The following is a 25,397-nucleotide window of genomic DNA, read 5'->3' on the forward strand; positions in this document are numbered from 1 at the left end:
TCGTATGAGTAATCAACCCCCTTCGTTTGAACCGCGTAAGCGCCAGCCGCGCCCGAGCCAATCCCATGCCCGGAATGTCGGCGGCGAGTCCCAGCCGCGAGATTCGACGTCGCGCCCGCGATCGCGCCAATGGCGCGATGACGAGTCCCTCGAGAATGCGGGGAAACGTAGCGAGGCGCCGCGCCGCCCGCAGGTTCGCCGTCGTTCGATTATTGCCAACGAGGAGTCGCGTACCCCGCCGTCGTACTCTCCGCACGCCCGCCCGGCCGGCGCTAACGGCACCGAAAACGCCCCCGCCCGCAGTTTTAGCGAACCACGGCGCAACCGCGGCGAGCCCCCGCGCTATCCGGCCCGAGCCACAGCGCCGCGGGCGGATTACACTCCCCGCAAGCCGGTGCCTCCCGCACCCGCCGCTTCACCCGCGCCGCGCAAACGGCGCAAGAAGCGCCATTTTGTGCTGGGGATTTTCATTCTTTTCCTCGTCGCGTTGATTGCCTGGCCGGCATATCTGTATGCCTACGGCAGTGACAAAATGCGGCACGTGATCGCGCTTTCGGGCGCTGCAGACACTCCCGGCACGACCTATCTGATCGTGGGATCGGATGCTCGCGAAGGCGATTCTGACGTGGACGGTGCGGGCGCGGCCGGTGCCGTTAGCGGCCACCGCGCGGACACCATCATGCTCCTGAACGTTCCGCCCGAGGGCACCACCTCGCTGATCTCACTTCCGCGTGACGCGTACGTGGAAATCCCCGGGCACGGGCAGGGCAAACTCAATTCAGCCTTCTCCCTGGGCGGTGAGGAACTGCTGGTGCAAACCGTCGAGCAGCTCTCCGGCTTGACTGTGGACCGCTACATTCAGGTTTCCATGGGTGGAGTGGCCAACCTGGTCGACGCCGTGGGCGGCATTAACCTGTGCTACGACGCCGATGTTTCCGACGTCGACTCGGGCATGGAGTGGACCGCCGGATGCCATGACGTGAACGGCCAGCAGGCGCTTGCTTTCTCGCGGATGCGCAAATCTGACCCGCTAGGCGATATTGGCCGCACCAACCGGCAGCGCCAAGTGGTCTCCCAACTTATCTCTAAGGCCGCCTCCCCGAGCACGCTGATTAACCCATCTCGCCAGCGCGAACTGGTTGGGGCCGCGGCTGACTCACTGACCACCGACTACGATACTTCCCTCCTTGACCTCGCCCGCGCCGGGCTCGCCCTGCGCGGCGTGCTCGGTGAAGGTGGAGTTGCCGGTGTGCCGCCGATTGCTGATATGAATTATCGGGCCAAGGGCCAGTCAAATGTTCTGCTGGATCCGGCGCGCACCCCCGACTTTTTCGCCAAGGTTCGCTCCGGCACGGTGACGCAGGCCGACGCCATCGGAATTAGCCGATAAGAATCTCCCACCCGCCCTGGCACCGCCAGGGCGGGTCTCCCTTAGACTATCCAGGTGGTTGATTACAAACGTGTGCTAGAAAAGCTCCTCAAGGGCCAATCCTTCCGGGAGTGGCTGGTGGAATTCTTGCAGTTCTGCACCGTTGGGCTGGGCGCTTATATTGTCGACGTCGGCCTGTTCAACCTCCTCGCCCATACCGGCCTGGTCACTCTTCCCGGCGACCAATCCATGACGGCGAAAACCATTTCCGTCACCATTTCGGTGGTTTTCTCTTGGGTTGTCAACCGCCTCTGGACCTTCCGTAGCGAGCGCACCGACAATAAGCTACGCGAATTCATCCAGTTCGCCCTCGTCAATATCGGTGGAATGCTTATCGCGCTGGCATGCCTGTGGGTTTCCCGGTACGGGCTCGGGTTGCGTAGCCAACTTGCGGATAATATCTCCGCCAATATCGTCGGGCTGGTTTTGGGCACCGCTTTCCGCTACGTCATGTACCGCTACGTCGTCTTCGGCTCCAAGCGGCAACCCGCGGCCGAAGAACCCGCGCTTTAGAAGTTTGCCCGCTAGCGAGAGCTGGGGCTAGTCCGCGGCCGAAGAACCCGCGCTTTGGCCTAGTACTTGCGCCGCCGCGCACCCACCGATATCACTCCGCCGGCCGGAAGCACTCGGCGCGGATCGAGTTCCTCGGGTAGCGCGTTAAGGGTAACCGCAAAAACCGGCGGTTGGCGGCGCGAGAGTTCCACTCTTCCACCGAAGCTCTCGGCCATATCTCGCGCCAGCGGCAGGCCAATACCCGTCGAGCCGCCGGTGGAAAATCCTTTCGTGAAAACGGCGTCGGCCACTTCCGGGGCGACGCCGTCGCCCTCGTCCGCAACCTCAATCACCACGCCTTTGCCCACTTTCCGGCTGGAAACTTCGGTGGTTCCGGCACCGTATTTCAGCGAGTTTTCCACCAGGGTGGCAATAATTTGCGAAAGTGCGCCGGGATTGGCCAGCACCGGACCATGCTCGCCTTCTATAAAGGTGATATTTCGCCCAACGGCCCCAAAAGCCTGCTTCCACTCGGCTTCCTGCTGATCAAAGATCGGGCCTACCGAGACGGCTTCGGACGCCGCGCGCTCGCGCCTGGAACGATCAAGCAAATCATGCACCACCTGGGTGAGGCGCTCAACCTGCTCCAAGCTTCGCGAGGCCTCTTCCCGAATTGCGGGATCATCGCTGAGGTATTCAATTTCCTCCAAACGCATGGAAAGGGAGGTCAACGGAGTGCGCAATTGATGGGAGGCATCGGCGGAGAATTGCCGCTCTGCGGAGAGGCGGCCCGCCATGCGATCAGCGGCGCGCTGGATCTCCTGATACACCAGGTCGATTTCCTCAATATTGGAGGGTTTCATACGCGGCCGGGTTTGCCCGGCCCCCAGCTGCTCGGCCGCCGCCGAGAGATAGATCAGATATGCGCTCACCTTGCGCGATTCGCGATTGGCGAGGATGATCGCCGTCGTCACCGCAACCACCGCACCAGCCACAAAAACCGCCAATGCGACCGCGGGGTGGAGGGTCCACTGGTTTGCAGCGACCATCAAATAAAGAACCAACAACGGCAATGCCGCGCAGGCCAGGCCCGCTCCCGCCGCGGTCACGCAAATGCGAACCGCCCGCGAGCGCATTAGCGTTCCTCGAAACGGAAGCCCATTCCCCGCACGGTGGAGATGTAGCGCGGGTGGTCGACGTCGTCCCCGAGCTTGCGCCGAAGCCAGGAAATATGCATATCAAGTTTCTTGGTGGACTCGGCGTTATTGGGTCCCCACACCTCATCGAGAAGCTCTTCGCGCGAGACCACGGAGCCCGCCTCACGCACCAGAACGCGAAGCAACTCAAATTCTTTTCCGGTGAGCTGCAGTTCCTTGCCATCCTGAGTGACGCGGTGAGCGTTGACGTCGATCTCCAGGTCTTGCCCGCGAAGCATCGAACCGTTCTCCTCCACCGCCACCGAGCGGCGGAGAAGAGCGCGAACTCGCGCCAGCAATTCAGCCAGGCGGAAGGGCTTGGTGACGTAATCATCGGCGCCCGCATCGAGGCCCACCACCATATCCACTTCTTCGCTCCGGGCGGTGAGGATAAGAATGGGGAAGACGTAGCCGTTTTGGCGCGCGAATCGCGCTACTTCCAGACCATCAACGTCGGGCAAGCCCAGGTCAAGTACCACCAGATCGGTGGAGCGGGCCATTTGGTCCATCGCCTCTTTGCCGGTACCAACCAGGTTGACGTTATAGCCCTCCCGGTTTAAGGCGCGGGTCAGAGGTTCAGAAATCGCGGAATCGTCTTCGACAAGCAGTAGGTTCGTCACAAGTTAATACTAGGTCAGATAAGTTGAGAAATAACAGCTGACGGGCGCGTGACGAGCGTGTCTTACCAGTCGTCGCGCCCATCATCACGATCATCATCGCGCAACAGCGGATCGGAGAGGGCGCGATTCATTCCCGTAGGCCGGGAGCGGCGAATCTCCACCACTTCCACCTCCCCCAGGCCCTGGAGTTGCGGTGAACCCACGTTAATCATCATGAATTGATCGCCGGCAACGAGGTCGAGGATTTTCGAGACCTGCTTGGAGGTGAGGATAGTGCCCGGGCTAGCTACATCTGCCAAGCGCGAAGCAAGGTTCACCGGCGCTCCAAACACGTCTCCGAACCGGGCCAAAATCGGACCCCAGGTTAGCGAGGACCTCACGGCCGGCATTTCGGGGATAGCGCCCAGAGCATCATTAATGTCGCACACCACATTTGCGCCGGTCACAACGTCGTCGGCCACGAAAAGGAAAGCATCCCCCATGGTTTTCACAACGCGACCGCCGGCGGAGGAAATGACGTCGCGGCAGGTGTAATCGAAGACCTCGATCAGCTCCATGAACTCGCCGGGAGCCAGGCGCTCAGTGCGGTTGGTGAAGGAAACCAGGTCGATAAAGCCAATCGCGCGATTGAGCTCCAAGGAATCGACGTTTCGATGCTCCTCAAGCTGGGTTACCTCCACCTCGGTGTGGCGAATCAGGTTAGCCAGTTGGCGGCGCCAAGAGTAGATGAGCATATCTTGTAGCAGCCGCTCGTAATCCATGAAATGGTCGAGCACCCAAGCGCGCGCCTCGAGAGGACCCAGCCCCCGCTCCTTACCGGCTAGCTCCACCAATGTTTCTTGCTGCCAGAGCAGCAGGCGTTCGGCGGTATGCGAGCTGGCCCGTAACAGGGCGTTAATTGCCACTTCGTCCAGCGCGCCCTCGTCAACAACCTCTTCGAACTTAGCCAGCGTGACGATATCCAGATCGGTAAAAACCGGGTCTTCTTCGTTAACGATGGTGGGGCATCCGAGGGAGAGCCATACCCGGCGCACCGATTCGGGTGGCATTCCCGTCATTTCAGCGGCTTCGGCAAGGTTGAAGCGCGGCTGACCGCCCTCCAAACTCCGCACGTGGCGCCGCACGCGCTCCGAGCGCGGCCCACCATGTATTTCTTCAATAATGCCAAGGTTCGGCAGTTCGCGACTTCCACCCAGCACCTGCGTGCTCGCCGCGGAAACGCTCTCCCGGCCCCGCGGCGGTTTTGCACCATCCGCTAGATTTGCGGGTTCGGTGCTGAGCTGGCCGGCGGGTTGGTTGGTCTGGTTGCTGAGCTGGCCGGCGGTTTCGCTGGCAAGGTTGCGGCCGGTTGACGGTTCCGCGGCGCCATTTTTAGCGTCGACGCCGCCCGTGCCTTCCGGCTGCCAGGGGGATGCCCCCATCACAGCCGCGATCATGCGCGGCGAGGCGACCTCGGAAAGCGTCTTCACGGCTTCGCTCTCGCTACCTGCTTCATTCGGCGTTGGAGGCGTGGTGAGGGCGGAAAGTTCCCTGGGAGTATCCGCGTTCGGAAAGGCGCCAGATTCTGCGTTTGGCGCTACCAACCGATCCGGCACAGCGATCTCCCTTCCGAGTCTCGTTTTAGGCTAAATTTTCTTCAGGCAATCAATTATTGTTTGTCGCGCTCGCGGTTCCCCCGGAACGCGGACCTTAAATTTTAGGAACAATGGCTCCAGAATCACACCGCAATACTTTACCACTTGGTGGCGTTAATCACATAACAACTCTAACTGTAACGGCTCAGGACGCAAGTCGCCCGGTTTTCGCCTCCAGCATTTACTGTCCTCAGCCGAGGTTTTCTCGGTGACCGGCGCGGTCCCGCCCGCTACAGTGGGAATGTGCAAAGAGAACGCGAATACACCGCAATTGACCAGCTGGCCGATCGCTATTTCCAGCTGAAACTCGATTCGTCCCCGCAAACGGTCACCGCAACCGGCATCCCCGGCGCTCCCGAAACGCAGCTCGACGACGTTTCACCCGTTGGCATCGCCCAGCAGATTGATCTGGCCAAGGAAATTCTGCGCGAACTAGATGGCTTGGAAGAAGCCGACGCCACCGATCGGGTGACCACGAGCGGTCTGCGCGAGCGCCTCAACCTCGAAGTTGAACTCTACGAAGCCGGCGAAACCGTTGGGATGCTCAACGTTATTGAGTCTCCTCTGCAGGGTATTAGCGAGGTCTTCGATCTGATGCCCCAGGAGAGCGAGATCGAGTGGGAGACGATTTCCGAGCGTATGCGCGCCGTTCCGGGCGCACTGTCTGGATACCAGGAATCGCTCACCCAGCGCGCGCAAAATGGCCCAGACTTCCCGCGCCGCCAGGTGGAGCGCTGCATTGAGCAGGCCGAACAGCACGCGGGCAAGGACGGCTCTTTCGCCAAGCTCGCCGCGCAGGGAGCCGCTCAGCACCCCGGGCTAGAGGCATCCCTCAGCGAAGGCGCCGCCCAGGCCCAGGCGGCATACGCACAGCTAGCACAGTTTTTGCGCACCGCCATTGCCCCGCGAGCGGTGGCAAGCGACGCCGTCGGGCGAGATCGCTACGCCCTTCACTCGCGCGAGTTCCTCGGCGCAACCGTCGATCTGGACGATGCTTACGAATGGGGAATTGAAGAACTACGCCGAATCGATAAGGCACAGCGGCGTATTGCCAAGGATCTGTACGGTGAGGGCGTTTCCGTGCGCGAAGCCATGGACCGCCTCAACCACGAAGAGCGCTACAAGCTACATTCCGTTGCCGAACTCCAAGAGTGGATGCAACGCACCGCCGATGCGGCCATGGAGGCAGCCCAGCACTACTTCGACATTCCGGAGCCTATGCAAACCATTGAGTGCATGATTGCACCTTCCGATTCCGGCGCGATCTACTACACCGCACCCTCCGATGATTTCTCGCGTCCCGGGCGCATGTGGTGGTCCGTTCCGGCGGGAGTCACCGAGTTTTCTACCTGGCAGGAGAAAACCACCGTCTTCCACGAGGGCGTGCCTGGCCATCATCTACAGCTTGGCCTCGCCGTTTACCTCAAGGACATGCTCAACACCTGGCGCCGCCAGGGCTACTGGGTTTCCGGGCACGGCGAGGGCTGGGCGCTGTACGCCGAGCAGCTCATGGCCGAGCTAGGTTTCCAGTCCGATCCGGGCGACCGCATGGGCGTACTCGATTCGGAGCGCTTGCGGGCCGCGCGCATCGTCGTCGACATGGGCGTTCACCTGGGTAAAGACAGCGGCGACTGGGCGAAGATCCTCGCCCCCTCCTCTCAGAACTCCGCCTCCGCGGGCGCGGGCGGCTCCTTCGTCTCCCCCTGCGGGGCGGCGGCGAGCGGCAAGCCCTGGGACCACGATTCGGCTTGGGAATTCCTGCGTGAAAACGTGGCCATGGAGCCGGCGTTCCTTTCCTACGAGCTCGACCGCTACTTAGGGTGGCCCGGCCAAGCCTCCTCCTACAAGATCGGCCAGCATATCTGGAACGAACTGCGTGACCACGCCCGCCTCACGTGCGCGGGCGAATTTGATCTGAAGGATTGGCATATGCGGGCGCTTTCGCTTGGCGGCGTAGGGCTCGATGTGCTACGGGAGGAGCTTTCCTAATGTCTTCGCTAAACGACGGCGCCTCTCCCGATCCGAATAAGGTCTTCCCGGGCCTGGGGCCCGCGGGAGCCGGCCCGGTGGATGCGCCGCCGCTCCCCCGCCTCCAGCTCACTCTGGCGAGCCAGTCTCCGGCTCGGCTCGCCACCCTGCGTGCGGCGGGAGTAAATCCGCGGGTACAAGTCTCCGGGGTGGATGAAGAAGATTTACTTTCGCGGCTGGAACGCTCCGGTGCCGCACCCGGCACTAAGGTGTTAGCCCTGGCTTCCGCCAAGGCGCGTACCGTGGCGGCCGACCTACACCAGGAGGCCGATTTCATCCTCGGTTGCGATTCCATGTTTGAATTCGAGGGTGAGATTCACGGCAAGCCGCATAGTGCCGACATTGCTCGCGAGCGCCTGCGGCGAATGCGCGGCCGATCCGGGGTTTTGCATACCGGGCACTGCCTGGTACACGCCGGGACGTTGCGTTCCTTAGGCGCGATTTCGCACGCTCGGGTGCACTTTGCCCAGCTGAGCGATGCCGAAATAGAGGCGTATATCGAGACCGGAGAGCCGCTTGAAGTAGCCGGATCTTTCACCACCGATGGGCTCGGCGGGCCATTCATTGAACATATTGAAGGCGACTATCACGGCGTGGTGGGAGTCTCCCTGCCGCTGGTGCGCCAACTGGCGGCCGAGTTCGGGGTGTCCTTCACCCAGTTCTGGGCCTCACCGCGCTGCCCGGCCAACGGCATCATGCCCGCTTGGACGGCCAACCTGCTCGCTTCCCGGCAGGAGGGAAGCTACCACCATGGTGCGGACGGTTTTATGCTGTGCGGTTGCGGAAAGCGCCACTGGGGCATGAACGGAGCAGCCGGCGTGGCGGCTTTCCGCCAGCACAACGGACGCCCGGAGCTCCTCATGCAACATCGATCCAAATGGTCTCACGGAGGGGGAACGTGGGCGGTGGCCGGGGGTGCCATTGAGTGGGATGAAACCCCGCTGGCTGGGGCGCTACGTGAATTCGAAGAAGAGGCCGCAATTAGCCGTGATTTCCTAGACGTCCAGGCCCGCCACGAGAATAATCACGGCGATTGGGCCTATACGACCTTCCTCGCTAGCGTCCGCGACGGGATTCAGGCGCACGCGGATCCGGAGTCCGTTGAACTGCGCTGGGTGGATGTGGATGCTGTGGAGGAGCTACCCCTCCTGCCTTCCTTTGCGCGCTCCTGGCCCGAGGTGCTCGATCTCGCCCGCCAGGCGGGATTGCTGGGCTAGAGCTTGGCTTCGCTCGCACCAGGCAATCGGAACTGCGCCAGGCGCTCGGCGGCCTGCGCGATATCCGAATCCGGAGCGGTCAACGAGACCCGGATATATCCCGCCGAGACCTCCCCGTAGAAATCTCCCGGGGTAGCGATAATCCCGATATCAGCCAAAGCGCTGACGATTTGCCGGCCGGTCAGCGAGCTACGCGGGGCGCTCAGCCACAGGTAGAGGCCGGCCACCGATTTGGGGTCATTGACCAGCCCGGTATGGATAAAACCTTCCAGCAGAGCCTCGCGCCGGCGCGCGTACCGGGCGCGCTGGCGCTCCACGTGGGCATCATCCGCCAAGGCCGCAACCATTGCCGCCTGGACCGGTCCGGGAACCATAAATCCCGCGTGCTTGCGGACCTCGGCCAGCGGGCCGATAAGGCTCGGATCGCCCGCCACGAAAGCGGCCCGGTAACCGGCAAGGTTGGACTGCTTGGAAAGCGAATAAACGCAAAGCAGGCCTCGCAAATCCCCTTCACACACCCCCGCATCGAGGATGGAGGGCGCCTGCGCCACATCCCACACCAGTTCGCCGTAGCATTCGTCGCTCGCGATAACGGTGCCGGTTCCCTTCGCCCACTGCCGAATGCGCCGCAATTGGTCCATATCGAGCACGTGGCCGTCTGGGTTGCCCGGAGAATTGAGCCAAAGGAGCGAGAGCTTGGGCCAGGTGTGCGGGTCGCTTTCAATATCGATGGGAACCGGCGTGGCTCCCGCCAGCCGCGCTCCGACGTCGTACGTGGGATAGGCGACCGCCGGATAACCCACCGTATCCGGAGCGCCCAAGCCCAGGAAAGCGGGTAGAAGGGCTATGAGTTCCTTCGAGCCAATCGTGGGAAGAACGCCCGGTTGCGGGCCGTTCGCGTCAAGGCCGCGGCGGCGAATGAGCCAGGAGACAATTTCCTCGCGCAAGCGCGCGGTGCCCACATTTCCCGGGTAGCCGTGCGCGTCGGCGGCCGTCGTAAACGCGCTTCGAATAACCTCTGGAACCGGGTCCGCTGGCGAACCAATGGTGAGGTCGACGGCGCCGGCGGGATAACTTGCCGCGCGCTGGCGCACCTCGGCCAGCGAATCCCACGGAAAATCAGGCAACGCTCCGCCGTATAGTCCCATGTGTTCCCCCAAAAATCGAAGTGTGTTCGATAGGGAGAAGTCTAGAGCTCCCCGGCGGCGTGCGCGCGGACCATCTCAGCGTTCGCGTCCGGCGGCAAATTCGTAATATAGGGCGGATCGAAATCTTGCGGGCCCAGCATTTGCGCTCCGCCCGGGCTACCGATTTCTTCGAAGAACTCCGCGTTCACCGCGGTGAAGACGCTCCACTCCTCGGGCACATCGTCTTCGTAATAGATCGCTTCGGTGGGGCAAGCCGTTTCGCACGCTCCGCAGTCGACGCATTCCTCGGGGTTGATGTAGAGCATCCGCTCGCCCTCGTAAATGCAGTCGACGGGGCACTCATCCACGCACGCTCTGTCTTTGACATCAAGACAGGGCATTGCGATGACGTACGCCACGGTTCCTCCTCACGATTTATTTGGCGCACCCTCGGGGCACCAGAACGATTGTTCTACTAAATACGGTAGCGCGTTGATCGCGCGCGAGCTCGAAAGTGTCAATTTCGAAACACGCGCGTTACTTAACCGCGACTTTGCGCAATCGCCGGCGCTTTAGCTACAGGTGCGGCCGTTAACCGGCTGATACGTCCAGTTGTAGGAGGAATCTTCCACCACGGTCCCGCTCGGATCGGTGACGGTGCGTGTCACGGTCACGGTAAACCCGGGGCCTCCCCGACCCTGCGGTTTGCAATCCGCACCCGAATCTTCGACCATCGTCGGCTGGGTGTATCCCCGCGGCGCGGAAGTTGACGTCTCTACCGTGAAATGCTTCGTGGACCAAAGCTTGGTGACGACCTTGCCATTTTCGATATAGCTATCGATCATGACTCCGTAGGGTGAGCGATTAGCCCACACCATATCCACGGAGCCTTCCCAAAGCGTCGCCTCGCGGCCCATTGGGTAACGCTCAAAGTACTTCGAATGAGGCTTGTGCTCGATATCCTCCATACCGGCCAGGTAGCCGATATTAAAGGTGTTCGTGGAAAGTTGCGAGAGGCCGCCACCCATGGCGGTGTCGTTGAAGCCGTTAGCCACCACGCCCGAGGAAACAAAGCCGTTTTCAGCGGTGATGGGACCCAGGGTATCCAAAAGGGAGAAACGCTCCCCCGGCTTGATCAGGGTATTGGAAACTTTCCCGTTTCCGACCACCAGGTTCTTGGTGCGCACCGAATCATTGGTAAGCGGCGTGGAAATCTCTGATACCACTTCTTTGATACCCATAGCCTGCGCATCGGCGGTGGTGAATTGCGCTGGCATGGGCGCCACCTTCGCCTCTACCTGGCGTTCCGAAGCAACCGTTTTCACGCCGGCTTGAGTAGCTTTTGCAGCCAAATCAGCATCGTCAATCCCCTGCCCATCCTCGGAGGGGATAATCGTGGGGGTGGTGTGATCGGTAATTTCAATCCGCGCATCAACACCGGGCTTAATGATCTCCGGGAGGCGTTCGCGCACCGCATCGCCCAGCACCTGCGGATCCATTTCCAGCTGGAGTGCCCCCTCGGCGGGGGTAAAGCGCGCGGCGCGCGCCAAAACCGCGGGAGGAAGGGAAGTCTCTGCCTCCCCTACCCGTACCCGTAGATCACCAGAGACGAGCGGGGTAGCCAGTTCGTCATTAGCGCGCTTGGCCGCGGCGTCGTTAATCGCCGGATCTTTTCGCTCGGCCACCAGTTCCGCGCGCTCCTCGCCGCGTAGCGGGGTGTTGATAAGCGCCTGGCGGGCCGCATCCGTGCTCACGGCCGATCCGGACTGCGCGGGTGAGAGTACCGGAGCGGAACCTTCAAAAGTAAGCCCAGCATTTACGGGCGCGGTTCCGGTTTCGGAAAGCAACTGCTCGGTGACTTCGGCCAGCTTCTGCTCGTTGAAGGTATAGCGCGGCTCCACCTTGGCCGAACCAAACAACCCCGCAAACATGGACTTGGGGTTGAGGGTGAATTTGGTGATTCCGTCAAGAGTGCCGTTCACGTCCACCCCGAGCTCGTAGGAGGAGGGATTGGCGGTAAAGGTATCGGAATCAACCACGTAATTTACATCGCGCGAAAGACGTTCATCGAACGCCGAAGTCAGGGTCTGATTCGCCTCTTCAGCGGTCATCCCTCCGATTTTCACGCCCTCCACGGTGGTGCCCTGCGCAATACGCCCGGACTGGTACCAGGCTAGGCCCACATAGATTCCAGCGAAGAGGGCAATTATGCCCAGTACAATCCAGGGCCAACGCATAGGTTTTTCGGCCGGAGAGCCTCCCGTCCGCGCGCGCTTTTCCGGCGCCGGGCGGTAATGGCTAGGGCCAGCAGTGCCGGTCAATTGTGATGACGATTCCATTCGTGCCACGCTTCCATCCTCAGGGTCCGGAGCGATTCTACCGGCGCCACGCGCCCGCGCGCGGTGGCTCAGGACACCAATTACCGCGCCTCGTTCCGCGGATTAACGCCGAACGTCTACTGGCTCCGAGCGGGGGATTTATCCTCGTCACGGCCCGATCGCAGCCGCAGGAAAAGCGGGATCAGGCAGGCAATCGGAGTCAGAATCAGCCACATATTCGCCAGGATGCTGCTGAGGATGAGCACATCATTGGCCGGCGGAGCCCACAGGAGGAAAAAGGTCACCAGGCAGGTGGCGAGGGTGAAGCCTCCCCACCCTGCGTGGCCGTTGGAGTCCAGTGCGTACCAGGCCCCCGTTCCGACGACGCCGAAGCCCACGATGAGGCCCACCCAGGAGACGTTCATACTCGTTCCGGGGATACCCGCCATTCCGGCGTGGGTGATAACCCCGAGGGATCCGGCAAAAACGCCCAAGACCGCGCCAATAATGCCGCAGATCCACACCGAGCGTTTCGATTCTTCCCGCTTACTGGGACCTTGCCCGTTCGTCCTGCCTTGTGTCATACCCCGAGTGTACGTGCCCGGCCCGCGAGGATGCTCAGTCACTCGCGGAACGCAGGCGTACGCACAGGAACCGCCGAGGCGTATCTACCGCAAGCGAGTTATCCTACTTGCCGGCAGCACGCTTGCGACGGCCGGCGATCTTGCCGCGCTCGACCGCTGAAAGCTCCACCTTGCGCACGCGAATAGCTTCGGGCGTTACCTCGATGCACTCGTCGTTGCCGGCGAACTCAATGGCCTCCTCCAGGGTCAGCTTGCGCGGAGCCTGCAACACCTCCATGACATCCGCGGTGGATGAACGCATATTAGTTTGTTCCTTAGCGCGCACCACATTGACGTCCATATCCTCATCGCGCGGGTTTTCGCCCACAACTTCACCCTCGTAGACCTCGTCTCCGGGGCTGACGAAGAACGTTCCACGATCCTCCAGGCGAAGTAGCGCGTAGGAGGTAACTTGGCCCTGCCGATCGGCCACCAGCGAGCCGGTAGCGCGGGCGATGATTTCTCCCTGCCAGGGAGCGTAGCCCTCGGAGATGGAAGCCGCGATGCCGGTACCGCGCGTCTGGGTGAGGAACTGCGAGCGGAAGCCAATCATGCCGCGGGCAGGTACCACGAACTCCATCCGCACCCAGCCCGAGCCGTGGTTCGTCATGGTTTCCATCAGGCCCTTGCGAGAGGCCATTAGCTGGGTCACCGCGCCGAGGAACTCCTCGGGCACGTCAATGGTGGTGCGCTCCATCGGTTCGTGCACCTTACCGTCAATTTCGCGCGTAACCACCTGCGGCTTGCCCACGGTCAGCTCGAAGCCTTCGCGGCGCATCTGCTCCACCAGGATTGCCAGAGCCAGCTCGCCGCGGTCCTGTACCTCCCAGGCATCGGGGCGGTCAGTGGGAAGAACGCGAACGGAGACGTTACCCACCGTCTCTTGCTCGAGGCGCGCTTTAACCTGACCGGCGGTGAGCTTATGGCCCTTTCCGCCCTTACCTGCCAGCGGCGAGGTGTTAATGCCAATGGTCATGGAAATTGCCGGCGGATCCACGTGGATCGGAGGGAGCGGACGCGGGTTTTCGGGATCCACCAGAGAATCACCGATCGTAATATCTTCAATACCTGCCACGGCCACGATATCTCCGGCGTACGCGGACTCAGCCGGCTTGCGGGTGAGCCCCTCTGTCACCAGGAGCTCAGAAATACGCACTTGCTTCATTTCCGGCTCAGCTTCGCCGTCGGCCTCCTCGCCCGCGTGACGTACCCAACCCACGGTCGCGCCCTTATACAGGCGGCCCGAGTAAATACGCAACAGCGCTAGGCGCCCGAGAAAAGGCGAGGCGTCAAGGTTGGTCACCTGCGCGACCAGCGGTGCATCGTCGTCGTATTCCGGCGCCGGAATGTATTCCAAGATGGCGCGGAAGAGCGGCTCCAGATCCGGATTCGCGGGAACATCGCCATTGGCCGGGCGCTCCAGAGAGGCGCGCCCCTGCTTGGCGGAAGCGTAAATTACCGGAACCTCGAAAAGCTTCTCAATTGCTTCCTCATCCGGATCGTCCAAGTCAGAAGCGAGCTGTAGCAGGAGATCCTGCGCTTCACTTTCCACTTCTTCAATGCGAGCATCGGGACGGTCAACCTTATTGATGACGGTAATAACCGGCAGGTTAGCCTCGAGTGCCTTACGGAGCACAAAGCGGGTTTGCGGCAGCGGGCCCTCGGAGGCATCCACTAGCAGAACGACGCCGTCGACCATGGAAAGGCCGCGCTCCACCTCGCCGGAGAAGTCCGCGTGCCCGGGCGTATCGACCACATTAATGGTGACGCCGTCGGGCGCGCCAAATTCCGCCGCGGACGGGCCGTGGTAGCGAATCGCGGTGTTCTTCGCCAAGATGGTGATGCCCTTTTCGCGCTCGAGCTCACCGGAGTCCATAACGCGCTCGCCGGTTTTTTCGGGGTTGGCACGCTCGCCGAGGGCTCCTCCCTGCCAGAGCATGCCATCGACTAGCGTCGTTTTGCCGTGGTCCACGTGTGCCACGATCGCAACGTTACGGAGATCTTTACGAGTGCTCAAAAGCGTGCCTTTCCTGCTTCCGGTATATTTTGCGCCGATCGCTTTCGGAAGCGCCGGGCCCATGTTACGCGCGTTTAGGAAACTCTTGCCCTCGTTTGTTACGCATACGACCCTCGCCATGGGCTAAATTACCCTGGCACCTGGGTGAAAATCCGGGGCGTTGATGGTTCATCGCCACACGCGCCTAACGCAATCATTTTGACGGGCTAGATTCCGCCGTACATCGACGTCGTCCACCAAATACCCAGCAGGGAAATCCCAATTCCGCCCAGGATCCCTAGGACCCGGTCCCAGGCGATATACCGGCTCACCCGCTGGCCTGCAGAGTTGCGCGAAAGCTGGGGGAAAGCATCAATCAAGTCATTGAGCAGGTTGGTGGCAGGGCGGGTCGCGGTGGTGAGGTCAAAATCTCCCTGACCGCTCACCGGCAAATCTTCGCCCGTGGCCTTCAAACGAGCCGCCAGGCCCGCCGCTCCGAAGGAACGCGCGTGATAGTTGCGTCCGCGCTGATCGGTAACCGCCATTCCGTAACGCGACTCGATCACCGCAACTTGGGAGAAGGGGATGCGCACGGTGTGGAAGCTGTTGAGGAAGGAAATCGCTTCCCGGTCCACTTTCACGCTCGGTAGCCAGAACCCGGCCCAGCCGATAACGCCCATCCCGAGGGCGAAGACGATGGTGGGAGGCAGGTATTTCCAGCCGCTCCCGGCAAACATTTGGGCGACGACGGCCAAGATGCCGATAATGCCAAAGGCAATGGCAGCTGCCTTTTGACTTCCTGAGCGGAGGCGATATGTAGATGTCATAGGCGTTATTCTCACACAGGGCCAGCACCCTGACAGCCAGACCGTTCACATCTCGAGTCAACTCTGTAATAATTCCAATACAAAAGGAGTGGCCCGGATACATCCGGGCCACTCCCCCTGCGTTTTACCTACCAACCGAGTAACGCGAGGTTACTGCGGTGAGAGGGTTACTTGTTCTCCAGCGCGTTGAAGTGCGGACCATTCTCGACGTAACCAATGTTCTCAACGAGGTTGGTGCGGAACGAGCCCTCAGAGTAGTTAGCGAGGTTCTGATCCATAGCGGCCTGCGCCGGACCATTGAACATCGGCATAATGCCGTAGAAATCGAACGCTTCCTTCTCGAGTTCGTTAGCGCGCTTGATCTGCTCCTGCGGATCAGCGATCTTCGTCATTTCGGTGATCTTCGCGTCGAACTCATCCGAACCGGTGCCGGACTTGTTCAGGCCCGAGTACTCGTCGTGGTTAGGCGAGTAGTAGACCTGACCGAAGTAGGCAACGCCGAACGGATCGGACGAAGCGAAACCGGAGAGGAGCATATCGAAGTCCTTCTCAGACATAACCTTGGAGAACTCGGCGGACGGACGCGAATCAATCTGCATATCCACACCGAGTGCGCGGAGCTGAGCCTGGATCACCTGAGCGATCGACTGGTTGAGAGCCGAATCACCGAAGAGGACGTAACGGGCGGTAAGAGCCTTGCCGTCCTTCTCGAAGATGCCGTTGGCGTTCTTGGTGTATCCAGCGCCCTCGAGGAGAGCCTTGGCGCCTTCCGGATCGTAGGAGACTTCAGAGCCGAAGTTATCCTCGTAGCCTTCCTGCGAACCGAAGAGAACGAAGGAGCCCGGCAGCGCCTCGGTGTAACCCGTGCCCTGGAAGCGGACTTCCGCCACCGACTTACGATCGATGGACTTCATAACAGCCTCACGCACGATCGGATCGCTGAAGGCATCCGCGTCCGAGTTGAGGGTCATAAGGTAGTTTGCCGGCTTCATCGAGGTGTAGATGTTGATTCCGCTCATACCCTGAACAGCGGCAATGTTTTCCTGCGTGGAAACTCCGGTGTAATCGGTCTCGCGGTTCGTGAAGGCGTTGATAGTAGCCTGCGACTCCATCTGACGGAAGATCACGCGATCGAGCTTCGCGGGCTTGCCCCACCACTTCTCGTTCGGAACGAAAGTGAACTGGCCACCCGAGATATCGAAGTTCTCAACCTTGTACGGGCCAATGCCCCACTCCGGGTGAACCTGGTTCACATAAGCCTCATTGAAGAGCTCCGGAGTGTTCACCGCGGGGTGCAGAACCGTGCTGAACAGACCCTGCCACCATGCGTAGGGGCCATCGAAGGTAACAACGACCTGCTTATCGCTGGTGCCGGGCTCAACGGACGTAATCTTCACGTAGCCGTCGGTCGAGTTAACCAGGTAAGCGTCATTGGAGCCGTTGTTGGCTTCCCACGTGGTCTTGAAAGCCTTGTAGTCGAGCGGAGTGCCATCGTTGAAGGTGGCGTCCGGGTTAATGTCGTAGGTAACAACGGTCTTACCGTCGACCTCTTCAGCCTTCGCGCTGGTGAGGTAATTCGGGTTCACCGAGAAGTTGCCCGCACCATCGAAGCTGACCATCTGGGCATTGTAGAAATCCCAGACCAAACGGGTGTCGTTGGTCATTTCCTGGTGGAAATTGTTCTGCTGCTGCGTGATCTCGCCGATCGGGAAGGTAAGTTCGCCGCCCTGCTTGAGATCATCGTAGTCCGCGTGGAGGTACTGAACTCCACCTTCGTCAACGATCTTGACGCTCGAATCTTCCGAACCCTTCGACTCGCTACCGCCGTTAGCGGTGCCGCCATTGCCGTTTCCGCCGCCGGAGCAAGCGGAGAGGACCAGCGACAGCGCGGCGAGTGCGCCGATCAATCCTGTCTTCTTCATTCAGAATCCCTTCGTGAATTGTGTGGGTTTCGCCGTGGTTTTCGCTTCACAAAACCCTCAACCTCTGTCCGTTGCAATAGAGCCGCGTCCAGAATGTTCTAAATTATAGGCTACGTAATGCTAGAACACCCGTTACATTACTCAACCTTTACCATTTTTCCGAAAGTGTCCATATTTTGGACGTTCTAATCCCGGGGTTTGTAATGGACGAAGTCCCCCGAACGGCGCGAAAAAGTCCGATTTTCAACCAGGGTTTCCAATGTCGTTCCTATGGCCTTCCACGTGCTAAAAGTCACGTCGCCCCGCGGGCACGCCAAACCTCATATTCCAGGCGCGCCGGGCCTCATGCTGTAGGCACATCCCGCCCCACCCTCACCAAGCGCGCCAATACAAACCAGCGCGCCAATACAACCAAGCACCTCAGCACGGCCAAGCGGGCCTCCCCTATCGATCAGGGGAGGCCCGCTTAGTGCAATATGTATTTATTTTCTCGGCAGCCAGCAAGGCTCTCCGGCCCGAGTTACACCCGAGCGAATCGGCACCGAGGTTTTTCACTATTTCGCGGCCGGCGCCTTTGCGTCGTCGTACACCACGTTCGTATCGTCGGAATCGAAGTGGATACGCTTGCGATTCTTTTCGATCTTCGGATCGGGAATCGGCACCGCGGAAAGCAAGGACTGCGTGTAGGGGTGCTGCGGATTAGCGAACACCTCTTCCGTCGGCCCGGTTTCCACGAATCTGCCGAGGTACATCACCGCAACCTTATCGGCAATGTGGTTGACAACCGCGAGGTCGTGCGAAACGAAAACGTAGGAAACGCCAAGCTTTTCCTTCAATCGCTCGAGCAGGTTGAGCACGCCGGCCTGAATCGTCACGTCGAGCGCGGAAACCGGCTCGTCAAGAACAAGGATATCCGGCTCGGTCGCGAGAGCCCGCGCAATCGCAATTCGCTGGCGCTGGCCACCGGAGAACGCGCCCGGGAAGCGGTCAATCATTTCCGGCTTGAGCTCAACGAGGTGCATAAGATCAGAAACGCGCTGATCAATATCACCCTCCCAGCCCAGGGAGTGAAGCGGCTCGGCGATAATCTCCTTCACCGTCAGACGCGGATCCAGCGCACCCATCGGATCCTGGAACACCATCTGGATTTTGCTACGCAATGTGCGCCGCTCGCGCTTGGAAAGCTTCACCACGTCCTTGCCGTCCACGATGATCTCTCCGTGCAGATCCTTGCCCGCACCCATATCCATGATTTCTAGGAGGGTGGTGGACTTACCGGATCCCGATTCACCCACAATGGCGATAGTTTCGCCGCGATGCAGGTTGAAGGAGACGTCTTCGACGGCGCGGACCCAGCCCACGCGACGCTTCAAGAACGCACCCTTGAGAACGGGGAAACGCTTGGTGAGGTGATTGACCTCAAGCACCACCGGCTCATTGGAGAAGTCCTTCGGACCCACTCCCTCGTCATCGATCTCCCCGGCTTCCAACTTGCGTCGGTACTCGAGGGCCTCCTCTTCCGAGGTCACCAGCGGCTGATGGGATTTCTTGTCAATACGCGGAACCGCAGAAAGCAACTTGATCGTGTAGGGGTTGCGCGGCTCGTAGAAGATTTCCTCAACCGTGCCGCGCTCCACCGGATCGCCGTTCTTCATCACGATAACGTCGTCGGCAACGCCGGCAACCACCCCCATATCGTGGGTAATCATAATGAGGGCAGAACCCGTCTCTTCCTGCGCCTTGGCAATAATCTCCAGGATCTGGGCCTGGATGGTCACGTCAAGCGCCGTGGTGGGTTCATCGGCAATGATTACCTTCGGATTGTTGGCAATCGCGATGGCGATAACCACACGCTGCCGCATCCCGCCAGAGAACTCGTGCGGGTACGACTTCAAACCACGCTCGGGGTTAGGAATACCCACCAGCTTCAGAAGCTCCAGCGCACGCGCGTTCGCCGCCTTATCGGAAAGCTTGCGATCGTGGGCCTGCAGAGCCTCGCGCAGTTGGTAACCAATGGTGAAAACCGGGGTCAGCGCGGAAAGCGGATCCTGGAAAATCATTCCGATATCGGCGCCGCGGTGCTTGGACATCTGACGATCGGTCAAGCCAATCAGCTCCGTATCGCCCAAGCGCGCGGAGCCCTCAATGGAGGCGTACTCGGGAAGCAATCCCATAATCGCCAGCGAGGTGACCGACTTACCGGAGCCGGACTCTCCCACGATTCCCAGCGAACGACCCGGATAAAGGTCGAAGTCAATGCCATTGACGGCGTTGACGATTCCCGCTTCGGAGGGGAAACGCACCTTGAGGTTACGAACCGAAAGTACGGGGCTACCGAACTTTTCGAAGCGGCCCTGATCGAGCGGCTTATGCGGCTCCGCCTTACCCGGCCAGTTCGTTACTTTTTTAACGTTTGAATCGGTACTCACAGGCGACCTCCAGCCGACGAGTTCGGGTCGAGAGCATCTCGCAGTCCGTCGGCGATGAGCTGGATCGACACGGTAAGAAGAACAAGCGTAATCGACGGGAACCAGAACACCCAGCTGGCGGTACGAACCGAGGCGGCGCCGGCCGAGAGCAGGTTACCGAGGGATACGTCCGGAATTTTCACGCCCAGTCCGAGGAAGGACAGCGACGTTTCGGACATAACCGCGGAAATAACGCCGAGCACCGCGTACACCAAAAGGAGCGAGCCAATGTTCGGAATCATGTGGCGGGTAACAACCTTGAATCCGGGCACACCCATAAAGCGGGCGGCGCGAATGTAATCGCGTTCGCGCACTGATAGCGCCAGGGACCAAATAACTCGGGCGTTATACATCCATCCGAAGAGGATCAACACGATCGTTAGGGCGATCCACGTTCCCTTGTAGTTGCCCACAATCAACGCGATGAGGAGGAAGGACGGCACCACGAGGAGGAAGTGGAGCACGGTCAAAATTGCCGACTCCCAGAACCCGCCCAGATACGCGGCGGTAGTACCCACCAGGGCCGCGATAATCGTGGTGAAGATTGCAACTGACAAGCCGATCGTCATCGAGCGGCCGAGGCCGTGAATGAGCTGTGCGTACAGGTCATTACCGGCCATGGTGGTGCCCAGCCAGTGCTCCGAGCTCGGCGGCTTGGTGAACGCAGTCGGGTCGACGTCATAGTAGCTCCACTTGGTGGTAAAGCGCCCAAACATTGCGAACAGCGCCAGCACGGTGAAAATGAACAGGCCGAAGATAGCGGGCTTGTTACGCATGAAGCGACGCCGATAGAGGGTGGTCTTCTTCATGGACTTGATCTGCGCTACATCGTTATCCAGATATTCGGATGCGTCGACGGGCTCTGCGGCCAGCACCTGATCAATCGGAAGAGGCCCACCTACTGCCGCGGGCTGCCCGGGCAGATCTTGGGGATCGTTACCGCTGTTGTGCGGATAGTTAGTTGTCACTTAGTTCACCCTCACTCGCGGATCGGCCAAGACGATAAAGATGTCGGAGAGTACAGCGCCCACCGCGGTCAGCACCGCGGAGAAGGCCGCCGTCGCCACGGCTCCGTGAATATCGTTCTTGGTGATGGTCTGCACCAGGTAATCACCCATACCGCGCCAGGCATAAATCTGCTCGGTAACGACTGCCCCGGTGAACACCGTGGGGATGGCGAAAGCAACGGAGGTTGCGATCGGGATGATCGAGGTGCGGAAGGCGTGCTTACGAATGGCCTGGTTACGGGTCAAGCCCTTGGCCCTAGCGGTTCGCACGTAATCCTGCTCAATATTGTCCAAAAGCAGGGACCGCTGCGTGATGTGATACGAGGCGTAGTTAATAATCACCAGCGAAATCGAAGGAAGTGCCACGCGCTGCAAGAACTCCAAGAAGCTGGCGTGGCCGCCGGAGGCGCCCGTCACGTAGAAAATCGTGGTGCCCGCCTTCTGGTTAATTTGCACGCCGATAATCACGAGGATGACCGACACAACGGCGGTGTGGAGGTTCATGCATACAACGGAGAAGCTCATGATCACGCGGTCGGCCACCTTGTACTGACGCGCGGCGGTGTAAACGCCCAGGGCAACGCCCAAAATAACCGAAATAACGGTCGCCATAACAAGTAGCTCCGCGGAAACAAGCGCGCGGTTCGCGATTTCGGTGTTTACCTCTCCCGTGCCCACGAATCCAAGTCCCCAGTTCCACTGGGTGAGGATTTGGGTAAGCCAATGCCACCAGCGCGTCAGCAACGGCTGGGTATCGGCCAGATACATAGGCTCCAAGAAGCGCTGAATCTGTTCGTATGGAATTGGTGGGCGGCGCTCAGCGTAGTTTGACGCTGGGTCTAGGAAGGTCGAGGCGAGGAAGTACGTCATGTTCACTGCAAGGAACACAAGCACAAGCCACGAGCCGATCTTCCGTACGATATATCTGATCACTCGGTTTCCCCCTGTACTGCGGGTCTACGCACTTTGCGCGGGCACGTTTCTGTGCCCGCGAAAATGCCATGCTAGGTAGGCTACACCCAGGCCACGAGTTCTTAAAACTTGCGTGGTGAAGTGCATTCAAACTACCTAACCTTCGTAAAGATTACCTATAGATCCGGTCTCTTTCCGGATTCCGAAGGTTTCGGTCACATTAATCACGTTTAGGGGCGCGCAAGCCTGCCGCCCGCAAGCGCTTCAGCTATTCGGAGCTCACCCCCGTACGCATTCGCAAAATCGCCTCGCGCGTGGCTTCCCGCGATTTCTCTCCCGCCTCGTTAGTGGGGATTTTTTCGACGACGACGAGGATCCGCGGCAACTTATATCGGCTGAGAGTTTGCCCGGCAAAGGCCTGAATCTCTTCCAAGGTCGGGACCGGTAGATTGGGTTGCGGAGTAACAGACATCACACCATCACTATGTCGAGCCTGCGGCGGCGGGGTCACAAACTCGGGCGGCATGCCCAGTCCCGTTTCCATCACAATCGCCGCGGCCACACGCTGCCCCCAGAGCGGATCAGGAATCCCGCACACGATGACATCCGCCACGCCCGGATACTTTCGAATAACGTCTTCTACCTCGCGCGGATAGATTGTTTCCCCACCCGAGCTAATGGATGAGGAAGTCACGCCGCGCATGGAGATAAAGCCGTCATCGTCGATAACCGCCAGGTCCCCGGAACGGAACCAACCATTATGGAAGGCGCCGCGCGTGTACTCATCGCCGTGCCAGTACCCATCAGACATCGCCGGGCCGCGGAACTCGAGGTTTCCGGTGTTTCCGGAAGGCAACTCATTGCCCTCCGCATCCACAATGCGAGCCTCGAAATACGGCACCGCGCGCCCAATTGAGCCGGGCTTCTCCGCCGAGTACCGCGCCGGAAGATAGGCGCCGGGCCCCGCCGTTTCCGCGCTCCCCCACGTATTAATGGCGTGGATACCGGCCGCATCGAGGCGGCCCAGTAGCGCCGGCGGCACCACGGTACCGCCAATAAGCGGCGCGGTGAGCGAGGAAAGATTACGGAGCATGAAGGACTCATCCTCCAGCATAAGCGCGTAGAGAGTGGGAACGGAGAACATGGTGTTCACGCGGTGGCGCTCAATCAGCTCCAGCAGTTCCGCCGGGATAAGCCGGCGTGAAATCACCGTGTGGCCCCCGCGCGCGAAGTGGAAGAGTGAACCGCCATTCAGCCCTCCAATTGAGGAAAGCGTTGTGGCTACCAGCGCGATAGTGCTAACTCCGAACCCGAAGGCTTCTTGCGTATTGCGATCTGCCCACCACAGGTTTTCAAATGTCAGCTCCATAGCCCGCGGCTGATTGGGCATTGCCGGGCGGAACATCATCATCGCCACGCCCTCCGGATAGCCGGAGGTGTTCATTGCCGCGCTACCCTCGGTCCCGTCAGAAACGAACTCGGATGAGAATCGCGCCAGCGGAGCGGTGAAGGCAATGTAGCCGTTGGCTAGGGCCGGCGTGAAAGGCGGGGCCTGAACGTCGTCGTCGATCACGAAGTGAATCAGGGTGCCGGTGGCGGCGAAAACGCCGCGGTTAGCTACCTCGGGTTCGGCCACGATCACCCGCGGTGCGCAGAAGTCGACGATGCGCTGTAGTTCCACCTGGGTGAAGCGGAAGGAAACCGGCACGAAAATTGCGCCAATGCGGGCGCAGGCTGCGGCCAAAAAGAAATGGTGAGGTGAGTTGTGGGAAACCAGCATCACTCGATCCCCGCGCGAAACTCCGGCTTGCACCAAGAGCTGCGCGAGGCGGCGAGAGATAATGGCGGATTCGCTGACCGTCCAGCGCTGGTCACCGTAACTAATGGATGGCGCATCGGGGCGGGCAAAGGCCGCTCGATCCAGCGAATGCGCATAGTTATAAATCGGAGCGCGGAACATTAGTGGCTCTCCGCTTCTGCGTCCGCGAACTGGCCGAGCCACACGCCCTCCAGCAGGCGCTCGAGCAGGTAATTGTCCCGCACGTGCGACAGCTCGCGGGCCGAGTGCATGGAGAGCAAGGGGATGCCGATATCTACCGTGGAAATTCCCAGCCGTGTGGCGGTGATCGGCCCAATCGTGGTGCCGCAGGGAACCGAGTTATTAGAGACGAAGTTTTGGTAAGGCACACCCGCGTCCATCGCGGCCCGGATTACCTCGGTAACCGAGCGCGCGTCCGAGGCGTAGCGCTGCTGGGAGTTGAACTTGATGATCGGCCCACCCCCGGCTACCGGGAAATCGTCCGGATCGTACTTTTCCGCGTAATTGGGGTTAATCGAGTGCCCGGTATCCGAAGAAACACAGACTGAGGCGGCGAGCATGCGCTCGTATTCATCCGCGTCTTTCCCGGCCGCCCCGGCGATTCGGCGCAACGTCGTCTCCAAAATTGGGCCCGCGGCCCCGGAAGTAGTTTCCGAGCCAACTTCCTCGTGGTCAAAGGCGGCCATAACCGGCGCGTAGTCGATACTCGCTTCCAGCTCGGCGTCCGCGTTCACCGCTTCGGCGAAAGCGAGCAGCGCCAGCAGGCTGGCATGAACCGAAACGAGATTATCTTGCCGACCCGCGGCCAGGAAGCAACCGTTGACTGACGGCTTTTCGGTGCAGTAGGCGTAAACGTCGTGCCAACCAATTTCACTTGCCTGCACCGCGCCGTCCGAACCGGCGGCAAGGGTTTCAAAAAGATCAAAATCTGCGTCGAGGTTAGCCTGCCCGCTAGTACAGCCGCATTCGCCACATGAGCATTCGTCGCCGCTCGCCGGGCCAGCCTGGAACCCGCCGGCCGCCCCGGCCTCGGACCCGCCGGCGTCGCCGTCACTACCGGTCTCCAAGCCGCTGCCTACCGCGCCGGCCTCCAGCACGTCCGCGCTTGCCCGCGGGCGGGTGAAAATAGGGTGGAGGTGGCGCTGGGGATCGAGCGAAAGCTCCTTGCTACGATCCAGATGCGGAGCCAACTGGGGAATGACCATGCAGGGGCCGGTTTGCACCAGATGCTCCCCGCCGTCCATATCGGTCACCCGCCCGGCCAGGCCCAAATCGCGATTGAGCCATGAATTGAGAAGTGGGCCGCCGTAAATCTCAACGTCCACCTGTTCGAAACCGTGATGCGCGGACTTGCCGGCAGGCTTGAGTTTGAAGCTGGGCGAATCGGTGTGTGACCCCACGATCTTGAACCCGGCCACCGGGCCGGAAGGAATCCACCACGCCATCACGGCGCCGCCGCGCACCAGGAAATGCCCTCCGGGCTCCCCAGACCACGGCGCGGTCTCCTCTTGGCAGGAAAACCCGGCTTCACTGAGCTGGCGGGCAACCTCGGCCGCAGCGTGGTACGAAGTGGGTGAGGCCGCAATAAAATTGGCCAAACTTTCGGTGTGTGAGCGAACCGCCGCTCGGAACGATTCGGTAGTAGCTCTCTCCATAGCACCACAGTGTAACGCCATGACCTTGCGGAACCCCTACCCCGCCCGCTCTAGGAACCCGCATGGTGAGGTTTGCCGCAAGAAGACGAGCCGCAAAAGTGCGCGAG

At 60.5% G+C, this 25,397-nt stretch carries 19 protein-coding genes; 4 read left to right on the top strand and 15 right to left on the bottom strand.

Annotated elements, in window-relative coordinates:
- Positions 1-4 precede the first annotated feature (4 nt).
- Positions 5-1,390: an LCP family protein gene (locus BN2664_RS09345; protein ID WP_007001404.1), complete on the top strand. Its 1,386-nt coding sequence runs from the start codon at positions 5-7 to the stop codon at positions 1,388-1,390.
- A gap of 54 nt (positions 1,391-1,444) precedes the next feature.
- Positions 1,445-1,942 carry a GtrA family protein gene (locus BN2664_RS04470; protein WP_007001403.1) on the top strand — a complete coding sequence of 166 codons (498 nt, stop codon included), beginning with the start codon at positions 1,445-1,447 and terminating at the stop codon, positions 1,940-1,942.
- Positions 1,943-2,001: 59 nt separating this feature from the next.
- Here BN2664_RS04470 and BN2664_RS04475 read toward each other — a convergent pair whose 3' ends face one another.
- The 3 genes from BN2664_RS04475 to BN2664_RS04485 all read right to left on the bottom strand — a co-directional run bounded on the left by BN2664_RS04475 (position 2,002) and on the right by BN2664_RS04485 (position 5,332).
- A complete protein-coding gene (locus BN2664_RS04475) occupies positions 2,002-3,057 on the bottom strand; it encodes a sensor histidine kinase (RefSeq protein WP_007001402.1) in 1,056 nt (351 codons plus the stop codon).
- Entirely contained in the window at positions 3,057-3,737 is a 681-nt protein-coding gene (locus BN2664_RS04480; RefSeq protein ID WP_007001401.1) for a response regulator transcription factor, read from the bottom strand. The genes BN2664_RS04475 and BN2664_RS04480 overlap by 1 nt, the downstream gene beginning before the upstream one ends.
- A 62-nt stretch (positions 3,738-3,799) precedes the next feature.
- Positions 3,800-5,332 carry an adenylate/guanylate cyclase domain-containing protein gene (locus BN2664_RS04485; RefSeq protein ID WP_058120628.1) on the bottom strand — a complete coding sequence of 511 codons (1,533 nt, stop codon included), beginning with the start codon at positions 5,330-5,332 and terminating at the stop codon, positions 3,800-3,802.
- Between the two features lie 282 nt (positions 5,333-5,614).
- Here BN2664_RS04485 and BN2664_RS04490 point away from each other — a divergent pair, with 282 nt between their 5' ends.
- Together BN2664_RS04490 and BN2664_RS04495 are read left to right on the top strand one after the other, a co-directional pair.
- Positions 5,615-7,360 carry a DUF885 domain-containing protein gene (locus tag BN2664_RS04490; RefSeq protein ID WP_007001399.1) on the top strand — a complete coding sequence of 582 codons (1,746 nt, stop codon included), beginning with the start codon at positions 5,615-5,617 and terminating at the stop codon, positions 7,358-7,360.
- Positions 7,360-8,616 carry a Maf family nucleotide pyrophosphatase gene (locus tag BN2664_RS04495; protein ID WP_007001398.1) on the top strand — a complete coding sequence of 419 codons (1,257 nt, stop codon included), beginning with the start codon at positions 7,360-7,362 and terminating at the stop codon, positions 8,614-8,616. The genes BN2664_RS04490 and BN2664_RS04495 overlap by 1 nt, the downstream gene beginning before the upstream one ends.
- Here the strand turns inward: BN2664_RS04495 and dapC are convergent.
- The 12 genes from dapC to BN2664_RS04555 all read right to left on the bottom strand — a co-directional run bounded on the left by dapC (position 8,613) and on the right by BN2664_RS04555 (position 25,311).
- Entirely contained in the window at positions 8,613-9,764 is a 1,152-nt protein-coding gene (gene dapC, locus BN2664_RS04500) for a succinyldiaminopimelate transaminase (RefSeq protein WP_007001397.1), read from the bottom strand. The two genes, BN2664_RS04495 and dapC, sit on opposite strands and share 4 nt — an antisense overlap.
- A gap of 41 nt (positions 9,765-9,805) precedes the next feature.
- Positions 9,806-10,162, bottom strand: a complete 357-nt coding sequence (gene fdxA / locus BN2664_RS04505; protein WP_007001396.1) for a ferredoxin — start codon at positions 10,160-10,162, stop codon at positions 9,806-9,808.
- Positions 10,163-10,315: 153 nt separating this feature from the next.
- Entirely contained in the window at positions 10,316-12,082 is a 1,767-nt protein-coding gene (locus tag BN2664_RS04510; RefSeq protein WP_007001395.1) for a VanW family protein, read from the bottom strand.
- 116 nt (positions 12,083-12,198) lie between these two features.
- Positions 12,199-12,645, bottom strand: a complete 447-nt coding sequence (locus BN2664_RS04515; protein ID WP_007001394.1) for a hypothetical protein — start codon at positions 12,643-12,645, stop codon at positions 12,199-12,201.
- A gap of 103 nt (positions 12,646-12,748) precedes the next feature.
- Entirely contained in the window at positions 12,749-14,701 is a 1,953-nt protein-coding gene (typA, locus tag BN2664_RS04520) for a translational GTPase TypA (protein WP_040317311.1), read from the bottom strand.
- 206 nt (positions 14,702-14,907) lie between these two features.
- Positions 14,908-15,507, bottom strand: a complete 600-nt coding sequence (locus tag BN2664_RS04525; protein WP_007001392.1) for a hypothetical protein — start codon at positions 15,505-15,507, stop codon at positions 14,908-14,910.
- Between the two features lie 167 nt (positions 15,508-15,674).
- Positions 15,675-17,429, bottom strand: a complete 1,755-nt coding sequence (locus BN2664_RS04530; RefSeq protein ID WP_007001391.1) for an ABC transporter family substrate-binding protein — start codon at positions 17,427-17,429, stop codon at positions 15,675-15,677.
- 554 nt (positions 17,430-17,983) lie between these two features.
- Positions 17,984-19,858 (bottom strand): ABC transporter ATP-binding protein, encoded by a 1,875-nt coding sequence (locus BN2664_RS04535; protein WP_007001390.1) that lies wholly within the window; start codon positions 19,856-19,858, stop codon positions 17,984-17,986.
- Entirely contained in the window at positions 19,855-20,865 is a 1,011-nt protein-coding gene (locus tag BN2664_RS04540) for an ABC transporter permease (protein ID WP_007001389.1), read from the bottom strand. The genes BN2664_RS04535 and BN2664_RS04540 overlap by 4 nt, the downstream gene beginning before the upstream one ends.
- Positions 20,866-21,837 (bottom strand): ABC transporter permease, encoded by a 972-nt coding sequence (locus tag BN2664_RS04545; RefSeq protein ID WP_007001388.1) that lies wholly within the window; start codon positions 21,835-21,837, stop codon positions 20,866-20,868.
- 247 nt (positions 21,838-22,084) lie between these two features.
- Positions 22,085-23,776 (bottom strand): class I adenylate-forming enzyme family protein, encoded by a 1,692-nt coding sequence (locus BN2664_RS04550; RefSeq protein ID WP_007001387.1) that lies wholly within the window; start codon positions 23,774-23,776, stop codon positions 22,085-22,087.
- On the bottom strand, positions 23,776-25,311 hold the full coding sequence (locus BN2664_RS04555; RefSeq protein ID WP_155856500.1) for a M18 family aminopeptidase: 1,536 nt from the start codon (positions 25,309-25,311) through the stop codon (positions 23,776-23,778). The genes BN2664_RS04550 and BN2664_RS04555 overlap by 1 nt, the downstream gene beginning before the upstream one ends.
- Positions 25,312-25,397: the final 86 nt, after the last annotated feature.

This window comes from Actinobaculum massiliense (genome assembly GCF_001457435.1).
GTDB classification, from domain to species: Bacteria; Actinomycetota; Actinomycetes; order Actinomycetales; family Actinomycetaceae; genus Actinobaculum; species Actinobaculum massiliense.